Origin of the sequence: Paraburkholderia sp. SUR17, assembly GCF_029536165.1 — a bacterium.
Taxonomy (GTDB): Bacteria; Pseudomonadota; Gammaproteobacteria; order Burkholderiales; family Burkholderiaceae; genus Paraburkholderia; species Paraburkholderia kururiensis.
The window spans coordinates 1,436,550-1,455,402 of sequence record NZ_CP120509.1 but is presented as its reverse complement, the minus strand read 5'-3'; the positions used below and the strand labels follow the sequence as shown (position 1 = coordinate 1,455,402).

The following is an 18,853-nucleotide window of genomic DNA, read 5'->3' as shown; positions in this document are numbered from 1 at the left end:
GGTTCCGTGAGGTTCGTCAGGTTCGGCGGTCAGCTGAGCGGCCCTGCGCAGCCGATGGCGTGCCGCCGCGCGATCTCGTCGAGTTGCGCCCGCCACTCGGCCACCTGCCCGGCATCGTGCAAATCTTCAAGATCGCGCAGCAGCGCGGCGACTCGCGGTTCGTACGCGTCCACGCCCGACCTCGTCAACGCGTGCAGCAACGGGCCGTCCTGACCCGCCGTGTAGTAGCCGATCCCAAGACCTTCCAACGCGCAGCTGTAGTACTCGTCGTTGATGAGCACCCCGATGGCGCATCGGTGTCCGTAGCGGCCCCGAAGTCGGCAACTGCCGCTTTCGTCCTCGGAAATGGCCCCTTGCGTCAGCAGATGCGACTGCACCGTCGTGAAAATTTCGTTGAGCCCTTTCATCGCCGGCCACCCCAGGCCATCATGCGGTTCGTTGCAGGTCGTTCCAGGCTTCGTGCGAGCGCTGCTTGCGCCGCCAATCTCAGCCTCTCTGCTTTTTTATCGTCAAATAGAACGACCGGCCGCATCCTGACAAACCCTGTTTCGCCGTGGTGTGACGCTCGCTTGTGCGCTTTCCACGCTATCAGCGCCTTCAGCGCCCCCTGCCGCCCTCCCCGCGCGGCTTGGCCGCCGCGAGCGTATGGCCGACCGGTAACGACCTCCAGCGTTTTCGCGTGGTGAAGGCGTAGGACGGATGCAGGACGAGAGCACGCCGGCCTTCGGCGAAGGCGGCCAGCTTGGCGCACACGCGCGCATTCACGCTTTGCGCCGGGAAATTGCCCTGCGCATCGGCTTCGCCTGCCGGTAAGCCCGTCAGCAGGCCGATCGCTTCATCCACCGTTGCAATCGCGTAGATGTGGAACTGCCCCGCGGCCGCGGCTTCCACCACGTCCTCGCGCAGCATCAGGTGCTTCACGTTGGCCTGCGGGATGATCACGCCCTGCTCGCCGGTCAGTCCGCGCGCGCGGCACAGATCGAAGAACCCTTCGATCTTCTCGTTGACCCCGCCGATCGCCTGCACCTCGCCATGCTGGTTCACGGATCCCGTCACGGCCAGCGACTGCTTCACGGGCACATCCGCGAGCGAAGAAAGCAGCGCGCATAGCTCCGCTACAGATGCACTGTCGCCCTCCACCTGGCCGTAGGTCTGCTCGAACGTGAGGCTCGCGGCGAGCGGAACCGGCTGGTCGCCGCAATAACGTGCCGTGAGAAACGACGACAGGATGAGCACCGCTTTCGAGTGCACCGCGCCCGCCAGCTTCGCCTCGCGCTGAATGTCGATGACCTGCCCCTCGCCCGCGTGCGTGCGCGCCGTGATGCGCGCGGGGTGCCCGAAGGTGAAGCCGCCCATTTCGGCCACCCACAGACCGTTGACCTGGCCCGGCCGCGCCCCGCTGCTGTCGATGAGCAGCGTGCCGCGCAACGTCTCTTCCGCGAGGCGCGAGCGGACGCGGTCGCAGCGTGCCACCTGCGTGTCGAGCGCACGCTGCACGTCTTCGCGCGCCACCACCGCGGCGCCCCGCTCGCACGCCCGGTAGTCCGATTCGCGCAGCAGGTCGACGAGCGTGCGCATGTGCAGCGAGAGCTTTTCGGCGTCGCCCGCGTGGCGCGCCTGCTGTTCGATCACGCGCGCCACGGCACCGGCATCGAGCGGCAGCAGGTGCTGGCGCCGCGCCGCCGAAGCAATGAGCCGCGCGTAAAGCATCTGGCTTGGGCCGTCGCGCTGCAGGTCGTCTTCGAAATCGGCGGGCACCTTGAACAGCTCGCAAAAGTCGGGGTCCAGTTCGTAAAGCAGGTAATAGAGCCAGCGCTCGCCAAACAGGATCACCTTCACGTCGAGCGGCACCGGCTCGGGCTCCAGCGAAACGGTGCTGACCATGCTGTACATTTCCGCGAGCGATTCGATGCGGATCTCGTGCTTGAAGAGCGCGCGCTTCAGCCCTTCCCAGGCAAAGGGCTGACGCAGCACCTTGTCGACTTCGAGCAGCAGATAGCCGCCGTTCGCGCGATGCAGGTCGCCTGGCTTGATGAGCGTGAAGTCGGTGACGAGCGTGCCGAGCAGCGCCCGATGCTCCGCCCGGCCAATCAGGTTCTGGTAGGACGGGAAGTCCTGGAACACGACCGGCGCGCCGGCGTCGCCCTCGTGGTCGAGCAGCACGTTGACCTGATAGCGCGAGAACGATTCGTTGCCCGGGGCCGCATCGCCGTCCGGGCCTTTGCGGAATTCGTCGACGCTGTCGAGCACGTCCAGTTGCACGGCATCGAGATACGTCAGCACGTGCGGCAGATCGGCATAGCGTTGCCGGACCTCGTCCACGAGATGCGCCACCGCGGCCATGGCGACCTCGCGGTTCAGCGCGCGCAGCCGCTCACGCCGCTCCTTCTGCCAGACGGGCACCTGGCGCAGCAGCCGCTCGAGCCGCTCCTGCAACGCGGCAAGCGCCGTGTCGAAGGCGCTTCGCCGTTCCTGCGCAAGCTCCTGATATTCCTTTTCGCTGAACGTTTCCCCGTCGTGCATGGGCGCAAGCGAAAAACCGAGCGGCGTGCGCACGAGCGCCACGTTCTGTTCGGCCGCATCGTCGCCCAGCGTGGTGAAGGCCTTCTCCTGGAGCGTGGCGAATTCGGAGTCGATCTGTTCGGCCCGCGCGCGATACGCGTCGCTTTCGAACGATGCGGGAATGGCGAGCCGCAGCTCTTCCACGAGCTGGTACATGTCCCGCTGCAATTTGCTCGCGCGGCCGGGCGGCATACGAAGCGCACGCGGCTTGTGCGGCTGGGCGAAGTTGTTGACGTAGCACCAGCCGTCCGGCGCGGGCTGCGTCCTCGCGCGCTGCTTCAGAAACTGCTCGAGCACCGTGTGCTTGCCCGAGCCCGACGGCCCCAGCACGATGAGGTTATAGCCGTCGTGGGCCATTTCGATGCCGAAGCGGATGGCGTCCACGGCACGTTGCTGACCGACGATATCCGGCGGATCGGGCAGATCGGCCGTGGTTGCAAAGCTGAATTGTTGCGGGTCGCAGACACGGCGCAGGCGGTCTGCGGGGACAGGCAGGGTGAGGGACATGGAGAACGAGCCCTTTCGTTATGGATGATGGAGGTTCGTGTGCCGCACGATCTTCCTCAGGACCAGCGCGGCGGCCGCGATCAGGCAGACGACCACGAACCACAGGGCAAGGACGTAGCCGATCAGGAGCCAGAACTCTTCGACGCGCTGCTGGAGCACGCGCGCCTGGTAGGACGGTGCGTCGTGTGCGGCGTCCGCGAACGACACGCGATAGCGGAAAAAGGACCGGCAAACGGCGCTCTCCGGTTCGCGGGACGCGAACAGCGAGCCGGCCGGTATCGCTTGCACGCTCGCGCATTCGGGCGCGTTCATGCCGGCCACGATCGCGGCATCCACGGGATGATCGTAGGTAGCGCCCAGCCACGTCACGGCGGTCGCAAAGGCGAAGCTCAAGACGAGCGCATGGAACCACCGGGTCGCGCGGCGATGCCGCCGGCCATGAAGCCTGGCTTTCATGACGTCACTCCACGTTGTTTCGCGTTGTGCTGCGTTGCCCGCACCGCCCTTGCTCGCCCCGCAAACGTGCGCACGCACCCTGCGCGGCGTGGCGAAAACGGTCGTGCCGGTATCCGTTCATGCTGTGGATTTCACGGCTCGTACCTGTTGATATGGCTCAAACTTGTCGGCCGCGGGAATAAATGGGCGAGCTGGAGCCGGCAGACCGCGCGTCGGGCGGTCTGCCGGCATGAGACATCGCGTCTCAGGAAGGGAGGAGGCAGAAGGCGCTTGCGGGCATGCGCAAGCGCGGTGAGATCGGGTTAGTGGATTCGACGCGCTTCGACATGCCCCGCGCGGATGTTTCAGTCTTGCGGATCGAGGTCGAAAACCTGTTCCATCATCGCCCACTGCTCGCCTTCGGGCGTTCCGGCAAGGCGCATCTGGCACGGGTCGGTCAGCTTCCACCAGCGCTGGGTCTCGGGGTCGGCGGCCATTGCGGCCATGTCGGCGGCGAAGTCGTCGCCGTGGTATTCCCAGTAGCCGAACAACAGGTTTTCCGGCTCGCGCAGGAAGATCGAGTAGTTGCGTATGTTGCTTTGCCGGATCCGTTCGAGCACCGCGGGCCACACTTGCGCGTGCAGCCGCCGGTACTCCGCGATCTGTTCCGGCCGGATTCCCACCACCATCGCCATCTTTCGCATGCGTCCTCTCTATGCGGTTTGCAGGTTCGATGCGTCGACGGTGAATTCCACGTGCGCGGCCGCGCGAACCGCGTCCCAGTCCCACTCGATGCCAAGGCCCGGTTCGTCCGGAGCATAGGCGTGACCGTCTTCGATACGCACGCGGTTCGTCGTCAACGAATCCAGTTGCGGAATGTACTCCAGCCAGCTCGCGTTCGGCACCGCCGCGCACAGGCTCACGTGCAGTTCCATCAGAAAGTGCGGACAGATGTCGAGGTTGAGCGCCTCGGCCATATGCGCAACCTTCAGCCACGGTGTGATGCCGCCCACGCGGGCGACGTCGGCCTGCACGATCGCGCAGGCATCGGCCTTCACGTATTCGCCGAACTGGCCCAGGTGATACAGCGACTCGCCCACGGCGACCGGCACGCTCGTCGCAAGCGAGAGCCGGCGATGGGCATCCACGTTCTCCGCGGGCATCGGCTCCTCGAGCCAGCCAGGGCGAAACGGCTCGAATGCGTGCGCGCGCCGCAGCGCTTCCTGAAACGTGAAACCCTGATTGGCGTCGGTCATGAGCTCGAAGCCCTCGCCCACGGCTTCGCGCACGGCTTCGAGGCGACGCACGTCCTCCGAAACGTGCGGCCGCCCCACTTTCAGCTTCGCGCCGCGAAAACCGTCCGCGCGCGCCTGCAACGTCTGCTCGACGAGTTCTTGCGTCGACAGGTGAAGCCAGCCGCCCTCGGTCGAATACGTTTTCGTGCGCGGTTTCGCACCGCCTGCCGCAACCCACAGCGGCACGCCTGCGACGCGCGTGTTGCGGTCCCACAGCGCGGTATCGATGGCGGCCAGCGCGAGGCTCGTGATCGCGCCCACCGCGGTTGCGTGCGTATGAAACAGCAGGTCGCGCCAGATCGCCTCGAACGCAGCCGGGTCGCGGCCGATGATGCGCGGCGCCAGGTGATCGCGCAGCAGCGCGACCACCGACGACCCGCCGGTGCCGATGGTGTACGTATAGCCGGTTCCGCTGCTGCCGTCGTCGCAGCGAATCGTCACGAGCACGGTTTCCTGCACGACGAACGACTGGATCGCGTCGGTGCGCTTGACCTTCGGCTGCAGATCTACCTGGCGGATTTCGACCGCATCGATTCTTGTCATGGACATTCGTCTCCGAACGGGAATGGTCACGCCGCGTCGCCCGGCACTGCAACGTCTCAGCGCCTCAGCGTCTCAGCCTTTTACACCGCCCAGCGTGAGCCCGGCGATCAGATGTTTCTGCACGATGAACGTCAGCACGATGGCGGGCACGATGATGACCACCGCCATCGCGCACATGCCCGCCCAGTCCACCGAAAACTGCGCGGTGTAGTCCATCAGCCCCACGGGCAGCGTCTTGGTTTCGGGGCTGCGGCACAGCTGGGTGGCAAGCGCGAATTCGTTCCAGCTCGTCAGGAACGAAAAGATGCCGGCCGACGCGATACCCGAACGCGCAAGCGGCAACTCCACGCGCCAGAACGCCTGCCAGCGCGTGCAGCCGTCGATCAGCGCGGCCTGCGAGAGTTCGATCGGCACTTCGCGAAAGAACCCGTCGATGAGCCACACCGTGAACGGCACGTTCATCGCGAGGTAGACCACGATCACGCCGAGGCGCGTGTCGAGCAGCCCCGTCCAGGCCCACAGCATGAAGATAGGCAGCGAGAGCGCGATGCCGGGAATGGCCCGCGTCAACATGAGCAGCACGAACAGCACGTTCTTGCGGCGGAACTCGAAGCGCGCGAACGCATAGCCGCCCAGCACGCCGATCACGAGCGCCGCGGCCGTGCTGACGCTCGAAATGATCAGCGAATTCACGAAGTACTTCGCGATGGGCAGTGACGCCATGGCGCCGAAGCCGAACATCGCACGGAAGTTGTCGAGCGTGTAGCTGCTCGCCACAAACGGCGACTCGTTGGAGAGAATCGCCACGTTCGGGCGAAACGCATTGAGCACGACCCAGAGCCCGGGCAGGCAGATCACGCACATCACGGCGAATACGCCCGCCCACAGCGCGCAGCGCTTCACGGCCGCGCCCCACGGAAACGGGGCCGATGCGAGGATCAAGGGTTGGGCAGCTTGTGGCTCGTTCATCTATGCCGGTCCCATGTGCCGCCGAGCGGCATTGAGTTTGCGAAAGAAGTACAGCGTGAAGAGAATCGACACGAGCACCGACACGTAGCCGATCGCGTTCGCGTAGCCCATGTGCGAGTCGTCGTAGGCGATGCGGCCCACCATGGTCCACAGCAGTTCGGTGCGGCCTCCGGGGCCGCCGTTCGTCATGATCCGCACGATGTCGTAGGCGCGGCCCACGTCGAGCGAGCGGATGGTCATCGCGATATAGATGAACGGCATGAGGTACGGCAGCGTCACGTAGCGGAAGGTCTGCCACGGCGTGCAGCCGTCCACCTTCGACGCCTCGACGGGATCTTTCGGCAGCGCCATGAGCCCCGCGAGCAGGATCACGGCGAACACAGGCGTCGAGTTCCACACTTCCGCGACGATCAGCGAGGCGAGCGCCAGGTGTTCATTGACGAGAAACGGCACCGACGTCTCTATGCCGAACACCGACTGGAGCAGATGATTGATCACGCCGGTGCTGTCGTTCAGCATGAACTTGAACTGGAACCCGACCAGCACCGGCGAAAACATCATCGGGAACATCATCACGGTGCGCAGCGCGCGCTGCCCTGCCGTTACGCGGTTCAGCAGCAACGCGATGCCGAGGCCCAGCAGCATCTCCAGGTTCAACGCGACCGTGAGAAACAGCACCGTGCGGCCGAACGCCGACCAGAAGTCGCCGTTGGCGAGCGCACGCGCGTAATTGCGCCAGCCGATGAAGTGCGTGAGCGTGGCCGGATCCGTGAGCCGGTACGACGTAAAGCTCGTGTACAGCGAAAACAGCAGCGGCAGCACGACGACGATCGCGACCGAAAGAAACGCCGGCAACAGCAGCTTCGTGGGCAGCGACAAGCGCTCGCGCACGACCTGTGGCGCGTAAAGCGCGCGCCGTGTGAGCGGTGAATTGCCGGGGTGCATGTCGTCGCCGTCCTGTCGTTCGAGGTTCGCCATTTGTCGGCAGGTGAGATCAGTCAGATCGATCGGTCACTCGTCCTGGGCCGCGTCCTGCATGATGTCCGAGACTTTTTTCGCGGCATCGTCGAGCGCCGCTTTCGAACTCTTGTCGCCGATAATCGCCTTCTGCAGTTCGGGCCACAGCGCGTTGGAGATCTCGTTCCATTGCGCGATGCGCGGCGGCGTGAACGAATCGTCCTTCGCCGCGGCACTGAACACGGCGATCGCGTTCGCCATGTAGTCGTCGTGCTTCGCCTGAAACTCCTTCACGGCGTCGCGCTGCGCGTCGAGCCGCGACGGAATGGTGCCGAGGCGCGCCTCCACCATCTGCGAATCATGGCTTGTCAGGAACTCGATGAAGCTCGCCGCGATGTCGGGCCGGTTGCATGTCTTCGTGATCGAGAAACTGTGCGAGCCCGACCAGCCCGGCCGCTTGCCGGCCGCACCAAGCGGTGCGCGCACCACGCCGACGTTGCCCGAAAGCTTCGAGGTCTTCGGGTCGTTGTAGAACGACGCGAAGCCGGGCCAGTCCATGTCCAGCGCCACTTTGCCCGCGGCGAAGTTGTTGCCCAGGTCGTCCCACACGTAGTTCGGCGCGCCCTTCGGCACGGCGCCGGCCTTGTAGAGGTCGACGAACCAGTCGAGCGTCTTCACGCCCGCGGGCGAGTTGAACACGGGCCGCATTTTCGCGTCGAGCAACTGGCCGCCGTTCGCGACGAGCAGCGAATAGAAGGTGCCGGTCAGCGCCTCGTCCTTGCCGGGGAATTGCGTGCCGTAAAAGCCAGGCGCCTTCGTGAAGAACTTGGCCTGCTGCGCGAATTCAACGAAATTTTTCGGCGGCGCCAGCGCTTCGTTGAACTGCTTGCGGTACGCGGCCTGGGTGGCGGGATCGTCGAAGACGGTCTTGTCGTAGTAGAGCGCCTCGATGTCCGTCGAACGCGGAATCTGCACGAGATGCCCCTTCACTTCCGACTGCTTGAGCAGGCTCGGCGCAAATTGCGCGAGATAGTCCGCGGGGAAAAGGCCCTTCAGGTCACGGAAGATCGGATACTGAGCGGCGAAGTTGGTGTGGTTCGACGACACGCAGTAGTCGATGTGATTCGACGCGATGTCCTGTTTCAGTTCGCGATCGAGCTCGAAATGGCTCTTGCGCGACACGATTTCCACCTTCGCGCCGGTCTGCTTTTCCCACAGCGGAATACGCGTATAGAGCGCCTCGTACTGCACGCCGCCTATCAGCTTTACGCGCAGCGTGTAGCCCTTGTATTCGTTGTCGGCATGCGCCGCGCCGGCAGCGACAATGCCCGCCAACGCCAGTACCGACACCACCGCCCGCACGATCGCACCGTGCGCTGCCTTCCTCCTGTTGCAGCCCGACATGTTGCGTCTCCTTGTGTTGGCCGTCGTGCCGCGACGGCTTTGCTGTTGCGGGTTGTCATGCCATGCGTCGTACCGCTTCGCTGTTCCGGGTGTTCCTGTCGCTCCGCGTTGCCCTTGCGACTCGCGCCGGCACGCAGGGTGGCCCCGTCAACGAAGACGTCGGCCGCTTTCCTCGTCAAACAGATACACGTGCTCCGGCGCCGCGTGCAGCGTCGTGACATTGCCCGGCTTCAAGGCAGCGCGGCCGTTCACCAGCACGCAGCACCGCTCGCTCGCAATCGTGCCGAACAGTTCGGTTGCCGCGCCCGTGGGTTCCACCACGTCGACGCAGAACGGCAGACTGCCGGCCGTGTCGGACGCCCGATGCGGCACCAGATGCTCGGGCCGCACGCCCACGGTCACACGCTGCCCCGAGGCCGCTGCTACCACCGGCGCGGCCAGCGCGCTGTCGCCGATACGCACCCGCGCGCCCTCGCCGGTGCGCTCATAGATGCCGCTGAAGCGGTTCATGGCAGGCGAGCCGATGAAGCCCGCGACGAACAGGTTGTCGGGATCGTCGTACAGCTCGAGCGGTGCGCCGATCTGTTCAATGGCCCCGCCGTTCAGCACGACGATGCGGTCGGCCATGGTCATCGCCTCGATCTGATCGTGCGTCACGTACACGGTGGTCGCCTTGAGCCGCTGGTGCAGCGCGCGGATTTCGGCACGCATCTGCACGCGCAGCTTCGCATCCAGATTCGACAACGGTTCGTCGAACAGAAAGACCTTCGGGTCGCGCACGATCGCCCGGCCCATCGCCACGCGCTGCCGCTGCCCGCCCGACAGATGGCGCGGATAACGGTCCAGCACACCTTCCAGCCCGAGAATCGCAACGGCTTCGCGGGCGCGCGCATCGATCTCTTGCGGTTTCAGGTCGCGCAGCTTCAGCGCGAAGGTGAGGTTTTCCAGCACGCTCATATGCGGATAGAGCGCGTAGTTCTGGAACACCATCGCGATGTCGCGTTCCTTGGGCGGCAAGCTGTTGACCACGCGCCCGTCGATCAGGATGCGCCCGTGCGTCACGCCATCCAGGCCCGCCAGCGCCCGCAGCAGCGTGGACTTGCCGCATCCGCTCGGGCCCACCAGTACGAGAAACTCGCCATTGCGCACGGTCAGGTCGATGCGCTTGAGCACCGGCACCGCGCCGAACGACTTCTGAACCTGCTCGAACACCACCTCGGCCATGCGTGCGTCTCCTCCAGCGGAACTGCGTCTGCAACGGACCGGGCGCACGATGCGTCGCGACCCCGGCTGCGCCCCTGCGCTTTGGCCCTGCGCTTTGGCCCTGCATTTCGCCCCTGCACTGTGCCTGATCCCCTGTGCGATATTTTATTTATAAAATTCTCTTTCATACATAAAATGATGGTCGGTGTTTTCCCGCCCCCCCTCGGCGTGCTTGCGCATCGGTGTATCGGCTCCGGCGGCCCGCGGTGCGGCACTACAATCGACCCCGGGCGACATCCGAACCTTTCCCCGGCATCTGCGAAGGACACTACGTTGGACACGACGCGCTACTCGGCACCGGCTCTCGAAAAGGGCCTCGACATCATCGAACTGCTGGCCAACCATCCCGAGGGCCTGTCGCTCGTCGAGCTTGGCCGCGCGCTTGGCCGCACGACGAACGAAATCTTCCGGATGGTCGTGACGCTGGAGACCCGCGGCTACCTGATTGCGAACGGCGAACGCTACGCGCTCTCACTGCTGCTGTTTCGACTCGCGCACCGGCATCAACCCGTGCGTTCGCTCGTGTCCACGGCGTTGCCGCTGCTGACGCAACTCGCGAACGAGGTGCGGCAGTCGTTTCATCTGTGCGTCTATCAGGCGGGGCGCGTAATCATCGTGGCGGGAGTGGAAAGCCCCGAGCGCTGGGGTTTCTCGCTGAAGGTGGGCACGCTCATCGGCATGACGGACACGGCGTCGGGCCAGGTGCTGATGGCGTTCCAGGACCCGACTGAGCGCGAGCGCATGCTCGCCCTGCACGTACCCGTGGATGGCGAACTCGAAGTCGATGCGCCGGCGCTTGCGCATGAACTCGACCTCATCCGGCAGCGGGGTTTCGCGCGCATGCCGAGCCGCCAGGTGAAGGGCGTGCGCAACCTCGCCTACCCGGTGTTCGGCCGCGACGGACACGCCATCGCGTCGTTGACGACGCCTTATATCGAGCGCATCGACAACGCGCCCGTGCCGTCGATTGCCGAGGTCGGCGAAAAAATGAAGGAAGCCGCGAACATGCTGACCACGCTGATGGGACTGGACGTGTACTGGCACGCACCGTCGGATTGATCGGATACGCCGGATGGCGGCTATCGGTGATTCCGATATTCCTGAAATATCGCCAATGCCGATATCTTGAATTTATCGCTATTCCCGATATACTGCGTTTATCGACATTAGCGATATTTCATTTCATGCGGCAACTCATCACCACATCAGAGCAAGTCGGGCAGATCCTGCGCAGCGCGCGGCGGGCGAAGGGGCTCTCGCAGGCTCAGGCCGGCATTCGGCTCGGGCTCAGCCAGAACCGCGTGTCCGAACTCGAGAAGGGGGCGGCCACCGTCACCGTCGCGCAACTGCTCGCCATGACCGCGCTCTACGACCTCCAGCTCGAAGTGGCGAGCCGCGGCGAGCCAGGCGCGACGGCGTGGTGACCATGGGCCGTCCTACCCATACCCGCGCACTCTCGGTCTGGGCCAACGGCGCGCGCATCGGCGAATGGCGCAACCCGGCCAGCGGCGCCATGGAGTTCCAGTACGACGCCGGCTGGATGTCCTCGCCGCTCGGCCGTCCGCTCTCGCTCTCGCTGCCGTTCGGGGTCGACACCACGCCGCTGCGCGGCGACCGCGTGCGCAACTTCTTCGAGAATCTGCTGCCGGACAACGAAGCCATTCGCCAGCGCATCGGCGCGCGCTTCAAGACGCCGTCGCTCGACGCGTTCGACCTGCTGGAAGCCATCGGCCGCGACTGTATCGGCGCGTTGCAGATTCTTCCCGCGAACGCGACGTCCGACGGTTGGGACACCGTTAGCGGGCGCGTGGTGGACGAGGCCGCCATCGAGCGTCACCTGCTCGACACGGTATCGCCCAACCCCGGCCGCGCAACGGCGGATCAGGACGCGGACGACTTCCGCATTTCGCTTGCCGGCGCACAGGAGAAGACGGCCTTTCTGCGCTACGAGGGCAAATGGATGCTCCCGCACGGCGCTACGCCCACCACTCATATCTTCAAGCTGCCGCTCGGGCTGATTGGCGGCCGCAAGGTGGACATGCAGGCATCGGTTGAAAACGAGTGGCTCTGCATGCGCATTCTGGGCGCCTACGGGCTGCCCGTTGCTTCCACGGAGATGCTTCAGTTCGGCAGCCAGAAGGTGCTCGCCGTGGCGCGCTTCGACCGGCGCTTCACGCCGGACGGCAAGACGTTGCTGCGTCTTCCGCAGGAGGATTTCTGCCAGGCGCTGGGCCTGCCGCCTCATCTGAAATACCAGCGCGACGGCGGGCCGGGACTCGTGCAGATTGCCGACCGGCTTCGGCAGTCCGCGAATGGGCTGAAGGACATCGAAACGCTGCTTGGCGCGCAGATTCTGTTCTGGATGCTGGCCGCACCGGACGGTCACGCGAAGAATTTCAGCCTCCACCTGCTGGCGCGCGGCGCCTTCGCGCTCACGCCGCTCTACGACGTGATGTCGATCTGGCCGGTCGAAGGCGACGGCGGCAGCCAGTGGTCCTGGTACAAGGCGCGCCTCGCCATGGCCGTTCCCGGCAATCACCCCCGCTACCGCATGCAGGAGATCCGCCGCGCACATCTGGACGAGATGGCCCGGCGCTGCTTCTACGGCGAGAACGCGGCGTCGCTCATCGCGCCGATTATCGAGAGAACACCGGCGGTCATCGCCGAAGTGGGCGCGGCGTTACCGTCAGGCTTCCCGCCGCGCGTGGCCGAGACCATTTTCAAGGGGCTGCAGCGCAATGCCGATGCGCTTGCAGGCGAGTACGATTCATGACGCCTGCGGTCCGCCTCGTGTTTCCTCGGCAGCCACGACTCGCTCGAGCGCGGCTTCGAGCATGACTCTCGCCTGGTTCGCCACGTTGCCCAGGTGCCGATGCAGCACGGCGTCGTCCACCGATCGCGAGGTGCAGTCGTCGCTATAGCGCTCGAAGGCGTCCAGACGAATGATCAGTTCGCCCAGGTGCTGCGGACATTCGCAGCGCACCACCGACGACTGAGCCATCACGCGTTCCAGCGTTTCGTCATCGAAGCGGCGCGGCGCACGCACGCCGTTGCTCTCCAGACCCACGGGCGCTTCGCCCTTGCCGCCCGCGTAGAGGTCGCCCGCGAGCTGGCGCATTTCCACGGCACTCATCGGTGCGCGGTACAACCGCACGCCGCCCATGCGCAGCGTTTCAGTCGCCTGCGCGTTGCCGTATGCGTAGCTGACGGCAGCCATCCGCGCATGCAGCCGGTCGCGCATCTCCAGCACTTGTGCAGCCAGTTCGCGGGTGAGCGAAAGCACGTCGATGACGAGTGCATCCGCCGACGCACCCTTCCCCGCTGCCGTGCCAACCTCGGTCAGGCCTGAGAAGTCGAGCCGTTCCACGGCGTCGGCACGCTGCGTCTGTTCGAGCGCGGCCCGCAGCCGACGCGAGATCGCAGCGCCTACCGTTGCAATGCGCACGCGCTGTCCCGACTCCTCGTGCGCGGCTTGAGCGGATGCCACGGCGCCGCCCGGCCGCGTCTGCAAGAGCGCTTCCAGCTGATTGTGAGCGAGGCGCGCCACCGAACCGATGGCATGCCCTTGCCGCACGAGCGCCTTCAGCAGCACGAGCCGGCGCACGTCGTCCTCCGAATACAGACGCTGCCCCGACTCGCTCTTCAACGGACCAATCACGCCGTAGCGCCGTTCCCACATGCGCAGCGTCGTAGGCGGCATGTTCGCGAGCCGCGCCGCTTCGCCGCTGCGGTAGCGGTGCCCGCTTTCCGTTGGGCTCACGCGTTCCTTATTGCCACGGGATGTGGCCGCCGCCGGCTTGGCCTTTGTCTTCATGCGGTCTCCTGATTCCTGGAGGACATGGGTGGGCTTCGAGCCCGTGGGAAGGGATGATAGCGCACGAGCCTCCTTTGAAACGAATTCTCGTGACATTGCAAGACTTAATCCCGTATCTTCCGATTCACTCCGATTGATATACCCTACACTCGTCACGCAATCGGATAAACTGTCACACATCTTCACCGCCCCACCCGCCGATGCCGTCCCGCTCGCCTCGCCCTTCGCAACCGCCCGTTGTCGTCTGGTTTCGCGACGATCAGCGTCTCGCGGACCATCCCGCGCTGGAATACGCCGCGGCGAGCGGCCACCCCGTTGTCTGCGTCTATGTCTACGATCCGGAGCCGCACGATGCGCGTCCGCCAGGCGGCGCCGTGCGCTGGTGGCTGCACGAATCGCTGCGCGAACTCGATGCCGCACTGGCAGCGCGCGGTGGCGGACTGACCGTGCTGTACGGCCCCGAACAGGAGGTCATCGAAACGTTCGTCGCGCAGACCGGCGCGGCCAAGGTGTGCTGGAACCGCCGCTATTCAGCCGCGCAGCGAAAGACGGACGCCGCCATCAAGTCGGCGCTGAAAGCGCGCGGCATCGAGGTGTTCACCTTCAACGGACACCTGCTGCGCGAGCCATGGACCGTCACCACCCGCGGCGGTCAACCGTTCCAGGTATTCGGGGCGTACTGGCGCGCGGCGCGGCACGACTATGCGCCGGAGTTGCCCCGCCCAGCCCCAGGGCGTATCGACTTTTTTCGCGTGCCGGAGCACGTCACCTCGCGCGTGAAGGCGCTCCCGGACCTGAAACTTCAGCCGTGCGCGCCGGATTGGGCAGGCGGATTGCGCGAGACCTGGCAATGCGGCGAAGAAGCGGGACAGCGCCGGCTCCAGCAATTTCTCGCCGACACGCTCGCCGGTTACGCCATCGGCCGCGACACGCCGGGCGCGCAGGCCACGAGCCGGCTGTCGCCGTATCTTCGCTTCGGCAATCTCTCGGTGCGGCAGGTGTGGTACGCGGCGCTGGAGGCCAGTCGCGCCGGCCCTCGAGCAGATCGTCAGGCAGGGGCAGACGCGTGCCGCGCAGCCCCGCCTATTGCGGCAAGCCTCGACAAGTTTCTCGACGAGCTGGGCTGGCGCGAGTTTTCGTACCACCTGCTCTACCATTTCGCGCCGCTCGATCGCGTGAACTTCCGACGTCAGTTCGATGCCATGCCGTGGCGCGACGACCCTGAATCGCTGGATGCCTGGCAGCGCGGCACGACCGGCTATCCGCTCGTCGATGCCGGCATGCGCGAGCTGTGGCACACGGGCTGGATGCACAACCGCGTGCGCATGGTGGCGGCGTCGTTTCTCGTCAAGCACCTGCTCATGGACTGGCGGGCGGGCGAAGCCTGGTTCTGGGACACGCTCGTGGACGCCGACGAAGCCAGCAACCCCGCGAGCTGGCAATGGGTCGCGGGCACCGGCGCCGACGCCGCGCCGTACTTCCGGATTTTCAATCCCGTCCTGCAGGGGCAGAAGTTCGATCCCGAAGGCGACTACGTGCGGCGCTGGGTGCCGGAACTGGCGCGGTTACCCGATGCATCGATCCACGCACCGTGGCGCGCGCAGCCGGCGCAACTAGAGGCCGCGTCGGTGCGGCTCGGCGAGAGCTATCCGTGGCCGATGGTCGATCATCAGCATGCACGCACGCGAGCACTCCAAGCGCTCCACGCCCTGCAGCGGTCGCGCGGCGAACAGGCGGACAGTGCGGCATAGGCGGAGGCATTCCGCTACGCCATCGACGATCGGTGATCGGAACAGATCGCGGCGGGTAGACCGGTCCGTACCCCGTTAGCTTCGAACGTCCCCCCGTGTCGATTCCTCTATCCCTCGCGCGCCTCTTTCAAGCGGCCTCGCACAAGCCTGCAGCCCCGCCGCGCAGCGCCCGGCCACTTCGTCGCGGCACGGGCCTTGCGGACTCTCTGCATGCATGTCCTCGATTGGGACGCGCAATTCGTCTATGACTTTCGGGAGGAATTCGATCATGAAGACTTCAGTGAAGAGAATGCTCGCATCGATCGCGGTGGCCACGTTCGCGGGCGGCGCATTCGCTCAGGCGGGCGGTGGTGCCGGCGCAGGCGGCGCCGGCAGCGCGGGCGCGGGTGGCGGTGGCTCAGGTGGTAGCGCAGGGGTGGGCGCGGGCGGCGGCACGACCGGCGGTGCGGGCGGCGTGGCTACACCGGGCACGTCGCCGGGTGCGGGGACGATGGGCCGCTCAGGCACCAGCCCGACCGACAGCGGCTACGGCTCGCCGGGCGTGACCGGCACGGGCGGCGGCATGGGCACGGGAACCGGGGCCACACCACCGAACCATTCCCGCATGGGCCGCTCGAACAGCGACAACTATGGCGGCGAGAGCAACGATATGAATAGCCCGAACCAGAGCGGTCAGTAGCAACGTGGCAGCATGGCGGCGGGCTGCGCGGGCGCCGTGGCGTCTGTGCGGCCCGCCCCTGTCGCGGGGCCCTGCAACGCAGGCCGTGTAGTTTCTTCGTCCATGCGTTCATTCCGGCAGGCCGCTCGATGCCAACTTCGATTGCCCGCTTCGCAACGCCCCCACGCGAAAGGTGATGTGTCGGCGCATCGAGCACCGGGCGGTCGCCGTGTTGGTTCAAACGCTCGCTTCACCAGGTCGGCTCACCGGCCGGTCTCAAAAGCCGGTCTCAAAAACCGCGCGTCACCTGCGGCCCGAAGGTCTTTTCGTGCACGGCCTGGCAGTGCGCGCATCGCGTGGCTGTCGGGCAGGCAAGAAGCCGCTCCTCACCCACCGGCTCGCCACAGCCGCTGCACGTGCCATAGCTGCCGTCGTCCATGCGCGCCAGCGCCGCCTTGATTTCGCGAAGCTCCGCCAGATGCAGGTCGATCACCGCGTGGTCGATGTCGGCGAACAGATCCGCTGAGGACTCGTCGCCCTCGTCGGGCGCGCTGCCGGCCATGTCCGCGTAGGGTTCGTCCGCGCGATGCGCCTCGCGCGACCCGATATCCGCGCGAACCGTTCGCTCGCGCTCCACCAGCAACGTGCGCAGGGTTTCCATCTGGCGTGGGTCCAATGCGGTCATGATTCGCTCCTCGTTGTCACGCGCGCTGTCGTGCGCGTCGTCATCGTCATCGTCATCGTCATGCAAATAGGCTGTCGGGGTGGCCCGCCCATGTGATCCGGATCATTGCGTCCGGACCAGCAACACAGCCACGACCGCGGACAACCGCCCGGACCACCCTTTCCGTAACCCTATCGGCACGGTTCTTCGAGGAATTGACGCACGTCAATCCGGCCGCGGCGGCGGCGGTTAGCGTATCGGTCACGCACGCTGCGACTGACGTCGACGGTCGAGCGGCGACCAGCAACGACAACCTTCGAGTGACCGAAACAATGAAACTACCTTTGGACATTTCGTTTCAGGGCGTGGACCGCTCCGATGCCGTGGAAGACGCCGTGACCCGGCATGCCGAAAAGCTCGACGGCATCTATCCGGACATCATGCGCTGCCGCGTCAGTTTGATCCTGGAGGAGAAGCACAAGAGCCAGGGCAAACAGTTCAACGTGCGCATCGACCTCACGATTCCGGGCCGCGAACTCGTCTCGAACAACGAGCGCAACGAAGACATCTACGTCGCGTTGCGCGACGCGTTCAAGGACATCACGCGCATGCTCGAAGACGCCGTGCGCAAGCAGCGCGACGAAAGCCGGCAACAGCCGTAGGCTGCCGCCTTCCCGCCGTATTTCCCTCGCCGGGCGTCCCCCATCTGGCGTCGCTCATGTGGCATCGCTCATCTGGCATCACCCGGCAACATCTGGCAACACCCGGCACGAGCGGAGGTCTGGCATGACCGCCCCGCTCGGGCTCACCCCGCTACCTTCACCTCGATCTCGTCGTAGCGCTTCACGCGGTACACGAGCGCCGACACCAGCCAGCACAGCACGAACAGGCCGATCACGAAGTAGCCGACAAGGCCGAAGTTTTCGGAGGCCAGCGCGAGCGTGTCCCAGAACGGCCCCTTGAGCGCGAGCTTGTCGGCGGCCAGCGCGAGCACCTCCACGCCGCCAATCGCCACCGCCACCACCACCGAAACGAACGTCACCGTCAGGTTGTAGTAGAGCTTGCGGATAGGCCGCACGAACGCCCAGCGATAGGCGCCCGTCATGAGGATGCCGTCGGTCGTATCGACCAGCGACATGCCCGCCGTGAAAAGCACCGGCATGACCATGACCGACCAGAACGAGAGACCGTCCGAGGCCTGGGCCGCGGAGATACCGAAGAGCGCGACCTCCGTGGCGGTATCGAAGCCGAGCCCGAACAAGAATCCGATGGGATACAGATGCCAGCTGCGCGACGCGAGCCCGAAGAGCGGCCGGAAGATACGCGCCAGCAAGCCACGCTGCGCGAGCAGCAGGTCGAGATCCTCCTCCACCAGCACCCCACCGCGCCGCACCGCGCGAAACGTGCGATACACCGACTTGAGAATCGCGAAATTGGCCGCCGCGAGCAGAAACAGAAACGACGCCGACACCACCGTCGAAATCATGCCGCCCACGGCCCTGAACTGCGGAAACTGCGCGGCGATGCGTGTGGTCGCGCAGGCCACGGCCACCGACATCAGCACCACCACGGTGGAATGCCCCAGTGAAAAGAACAGCCCCACGCACAGCGGATTGCGACGTGCGCCGACGAGCTTGCGCGTCACGTTGTCGATAGCGGCGATGTGGTCCGCGTCCACGGCGTGGCGCAAGCCGAACGTGTAGGCGAGCAGCGCGGTGCCGAGCAGCACCGGTTTGTCGTGAAACACCGCGAAGGCCCAGCCCCAGGCGGCAACATTGAACGCGAGCAGGAAGGCGTAGATGCCGGCCACGCGGCGGCGCGACGTGGCGGGTTCATCGTTGAACAACTGGAACGCTCGTTCGAGCACGGCAACTCCCTGCGGTTGGAATTCAAGGCGGCATAAGCGTGCGGCGGTACGTGGCGCTTGACGGTGATACAACGGCGACACAATGGCGGCACAACGGAAACACTCACGGCGAGCGCCGCATGGGTTGCAGCGAGACCCGGCAAACTCGCGGGCGAGTGTACGGG

The 18,853-nt window shown here is 65.6% G+C and carries 18 protein-coding genes; 6 read left to right on the top strand and 12 right to left on the bottom strand.

Features of this window, described 5'->3' with window-relative positions; translation table 11 throughout:
• Window positions 1-29: 29 nt before the first annotated feature.
• The 9 genes from P2869_RS23880 to ugpC all read right to left on the bottom strand — a co-directional run bounded on the left by P2869_RS23880 (window position 30) and on the right by ugpC (window position 9,896).
• Entirely contained in the window at window positions 30-407 is a 378-nt protein-coding gene (locus P2869_RS23880; RefSeq protein WP_277599766.1) for a hypothetical protein, read from the bottom strand.
• A gap of 190 nt (window positions 408-597) precedes the next feature.
• Window positions 598-3,069, bottom strand: coding sequence for an ATP-binding protein (locus P2869_RS23875; protein WP_277599765.1), 2,472 nt, complete (start codon window positions 3,067-3,069; stop codon window positions 598-600).
• Between the two features lie 18 nt (window positions 3,070-3,087).
• Window positions 3,088-3,525: a hypothetical protein gene (locus tag P2869_RS23870; RefSeq protein WP_126879612.1), complete on the bottom strand. Its 438-nt coding sequence runs from the start codon at window positions 3,523-3,525 to the stop codon at window positions 3,088-3,090.
• Between the two features lie 344 nt (window positions 3,526-3,869).
• Window positions 3,870-4,208, bottom strand: a complete 339-nt coding sequence (locus tag P2869_RS23865; RefSeq protein WP_277599764.1) for an L-rhamnose mutarotase — start codon at window positions 4,206-4,208, stop codon at window positions 3,870-3,872.
• A gap of 9 nt (window positions 4,209-4,217) precedes the next feature.
• Entirely contained in the window at window positions 4,218-5,342 is a 1,125-nt protein-coding gene (locus tag P2869_RS23860; protein ID WP_126879610.1) for a mandelate racemase/muconate lactonizing enzyme family protein, read from the bottom strand.
• A gap of 72 nt (window positions 5,343-5,414) precedes the next feature.
• On the bottom strand, window positions 5,415-6,245 hold the full coding sequence (locus P2869_RS23855) for a carbohydrate ABC transporter permease (RefSeq protein WP_346833760.1): 831 nt from the start codon (window positions 6,243-6,245) through the stop codon (window positions 5,415-5,417).
• Window positions 6,246-6,311: 66 nt separating this feature from the next.
• On the bottom strand, window positions 6,312-7,289 hold the full coding sequence (locus P2869_RS23850; protein ID WP_277599762.1) for a sugar ABC transporter permease: 978 nt from the start codon (window positions 7,287-7,289) through the stop codon (window positions 6,312-6,314).
• A 33-nt stretch (window positions 7,290-7,322) separates the two neighbouring features.
• The gene (locus P2869_RS23845; protein WP_277599761.1) at window positions 7,323-8,672 is read right to left on the bottom strand and encodes a sugar ABC transporter substrate-binding protein; all 1,350 of its coding nucleotides are present in this window, start codon (window positions 8,670-8,672) and stop codon (window positions 7,323-7,325) included.
• A 147-nt stretch (window positions 8,673-8,819) separates the two neighbouring features.
• Window positions 8,820-9,896 carry a sn-glycerol-3-phosphate ABC transporter ATP-binding protein UgpC gene (gene ugpC, locus P2869_RS23840; RefSeq protein ID WP_277599760.1) on the bottom strand — a complete coding sequence of 359 codons (1,077 nt, stop codon included), beginning with the start codon at window positions 9,894-9,896 and terminating at the stop codon, window positions 8,820-8,822.
• Between the two features lie 312 nt (window positions 9,897-10,208).
• On the opposite strand from ugpC, the gene P2869_RS23835 reads away from it, so the two are divergent.
• From P2869_RS23835 to P2869_RS23825, 3 genes are all read left to right on the top strand, one after another.
• Complete coding sequence (locus P2869_RS23835) at window positions 10,209-10,994, top strand: IclR family transcriptional regulator (RefSeq protein WP_199541939.1); 786 nt, start codon at window positions 10,209-10,211, stop codon at window positions 10,992-10,994.
• 125 nt (window positions 10,995-11,119) lie between these two features.
• Complete coding sequence (locus tag P2869_RS23830; RefSeq protein WP_042301760.1) at window positions 11,120-11,359, top strand: helix-turn-helix transcriptional regulator; 240 nt, start codon at window positions 11,120-11,122, stop codon at window positions 11,357-11,359.
• Between the two features lie 2 nt (window positions 11,360-11,361).
• Window positions 11,362-12,708 (top strand): type II toxin-antitoxin system HipA family toxin, encoded by a 1,347-nt coding sequence (locus P2869_RS23825; protein ID WP_277599759.1) that lies wholly within the window; start codon window positions 11,362-11,364, stop codon window positions 12,706-12,708.
• Here P2869_RS23825 and P2869_RS23820 read toward each other — a convergent pair.
• Window positions 12,703-13,749, bottom strand: coding sequence for a MerR family transcriptional regulator (locus tag P2869_RS23820; protein WP_277599758.1), 1,047 nt, complete (start codon window positions 13,747-13,749; stop codon window positions 12,703-12,705). The genes P2869_RS23825 and P2869_RS23820 overlap by 6 nt on opposite strands.
• A gap of 200 nt (window positions 13,750-13,949) precedes the next feature.
• Between P2869_RS23820 and P2869_RS23815 the strand changes: the two genes are divergently transcribed.
• Entirely contained in the window at window positions 13,950-15,500 is a 1,551-nt protein-coding gene (locus P2869_RS23815) for a deoxyribodipyrimidine photo-lyase (protein WP_277599757.1), read from the top strand.
• 268 nt (window positions 15,501-15,768) lie between these two features.
• Window positions 15,769-16,179 carry a hypothetical protein gene (locus tag P2869_RS23810; protein WP_277599756.1) on the top strand — a complete coding sequence of 137 codons (411 nt, stop codon included), beginning with the start codon at window positions 15,769-15,771 and terminating at the stop codon, window positions 16,177-16,179.
• Between the two features lie 268 nt (window positions 16,180-16,447).
• Here P2869_RS23810 and P2869_RS23805 read toward each other — a convergent pair whose 3' ends face one another.
• Window positions 16,448-16,843, bottom strand: coding sequence for a TraR/DksA family transcriptional regulator (locus P2869_RS23805; RefSeq protein ID WP_277599755.1), 396 nt, complete (start codon window positions 16,841-16,843; stop codon window positions 16,448-16,450).
• A gap of 311 nt (window positions 16,844-17,154) precedes the next feature.
• Between P2869_RS23805 and P2869_RS23800 the strand changes: the two genes are divergently transcribed.
• Window positions 17,155-17,484, top strand: coding sequence for an HPF/RaiA family ribosome-associated protein (locus tag P2869_RS23800; protein WP_026121713.1), 330 nt, complete (start codon window positions 17,155-17,157; stop codon window positions 17,482-17,484).
• Between the two features lie 143 nt (window positions 17,485-17,627).
• Here the strand turns inward: P2869_RS23800 and P2869_RS23795 are convergent, their stop codons facing one another.
• Window positions 17,628-18,689: a HoxN/HupN/NixA family nickel/cobalt transporter gene (locus tag P2869_RS23795; protein ID WP_277599754.1), complete on the bottom strand. Its 1,062-nt coding sequence runs from the start codon at window positions 18,687-18,689 to the stop codon at window positions 17,628-17,630.
• Window positions 18,690-18,853 lie beyond the last annotated feature (164 nt).

Coding starts and splice junctions, on each gene's coding strand:
- ugpC (WP_277599760.1), bottom strand. CDS start 9,896: ATGGCCGAGGTGGTGTTCGAGCAGGTTCAGAAGTCGTTCGGCGCGGTG.
- P2869_RS23815 (WP_277599757.1), top strand. CDS start 13,950: ATGCCGTCCCGCTCGCCTCGCCCTTCGCAACCGCCCGTTGTCGTCTGG.
- P2869_RS23860 (WP_126879610.1), bottom strand. CDS start 5,342: ATGACAAGAATCGATGCGGTCGAAATCCGCCAGGTAGATCTGCAGCCG.
- P2869_RS23810 (WP_277599756.1), top strand. CDS start 15,769: ATGAAGACTTCAGTGAAGAGAATGCTCGCATCGATCGCGGTGGCCACG.
- P2869_RS23820 (WP_277599758.1), bottom strand. CDS start 13,749: ATGAAGACAAAGGCCAAGCCGGCGGCGGCCACATCCCGTGGCAATAAG.
- P2869_RS23800 (WP_026121713.1), top strand. CDS start 17,155: ATGAAACTACCTTTGGACATTTCGTTTCAGGGCGTGGACCGCTCCGAT.
- P2869_RS23830 (WP_042301760.1), top strand. CDS start 11,120: ATGCGGCAACTCATCACCACATCAGAGCAAGTCGGGCAGATCCTGCGC.
- P2869_RS23805 (WP_277599755.1), bottom strand. CDS start 16,843: ATGACCGCATTGGACCCACGCCAGATGGAAACCCTGCGCACGTTGCTG.
- P2869_RS23880 (WP_277599766.1), bottom strand. CDS start 407: ATGAAAGGGCTCAACGAAATTTTCACGACGGTGCAGTCGCATCTGCTG.
- P2869_RS23870 (WP_126879612.1), bottom strand. CDS start 3,525: ATGAAAGCCAGGCTTCATGGCCGGCGGCATCGCCGCGCGACCCGGTGG.
- P2869_RS23865 (WP_277599764.1), bottom strand. CDS start 4,208: ATGCGAAAGATGGCGATGGTGGTGGGAATCCGGCCGGAACAGATCGCG.
- P2869_RS23875 (WP_277599765.1), bottom strand. CDS start 3,069: ATGTCCCTCACCCTGCCTGTCCCCGCAGACCGCCTGCGCCGTGTCTGC.
- P2869_RS23850 (WP_277599762.1), bottom strand. CDS start 7,289: ATGGCGAACCTCGAACGACAGGACGGCGACGACATGCACCCCGGCAAT.
- P2869_RS23825 (WP_277599759.1), top strand. CDS start 11,362: ATGGGCCGTCCTACCCATACCCGCGCACTCTCGGTCTGGGCCAACGGC.
- P2869_RS23845 (WP_277599761.1), bottom strand. CDS start 8,672: ATGTCGGGCTGCAACAGGAGGAAGGCAGCGCACGGTGCGATCGTGCGG.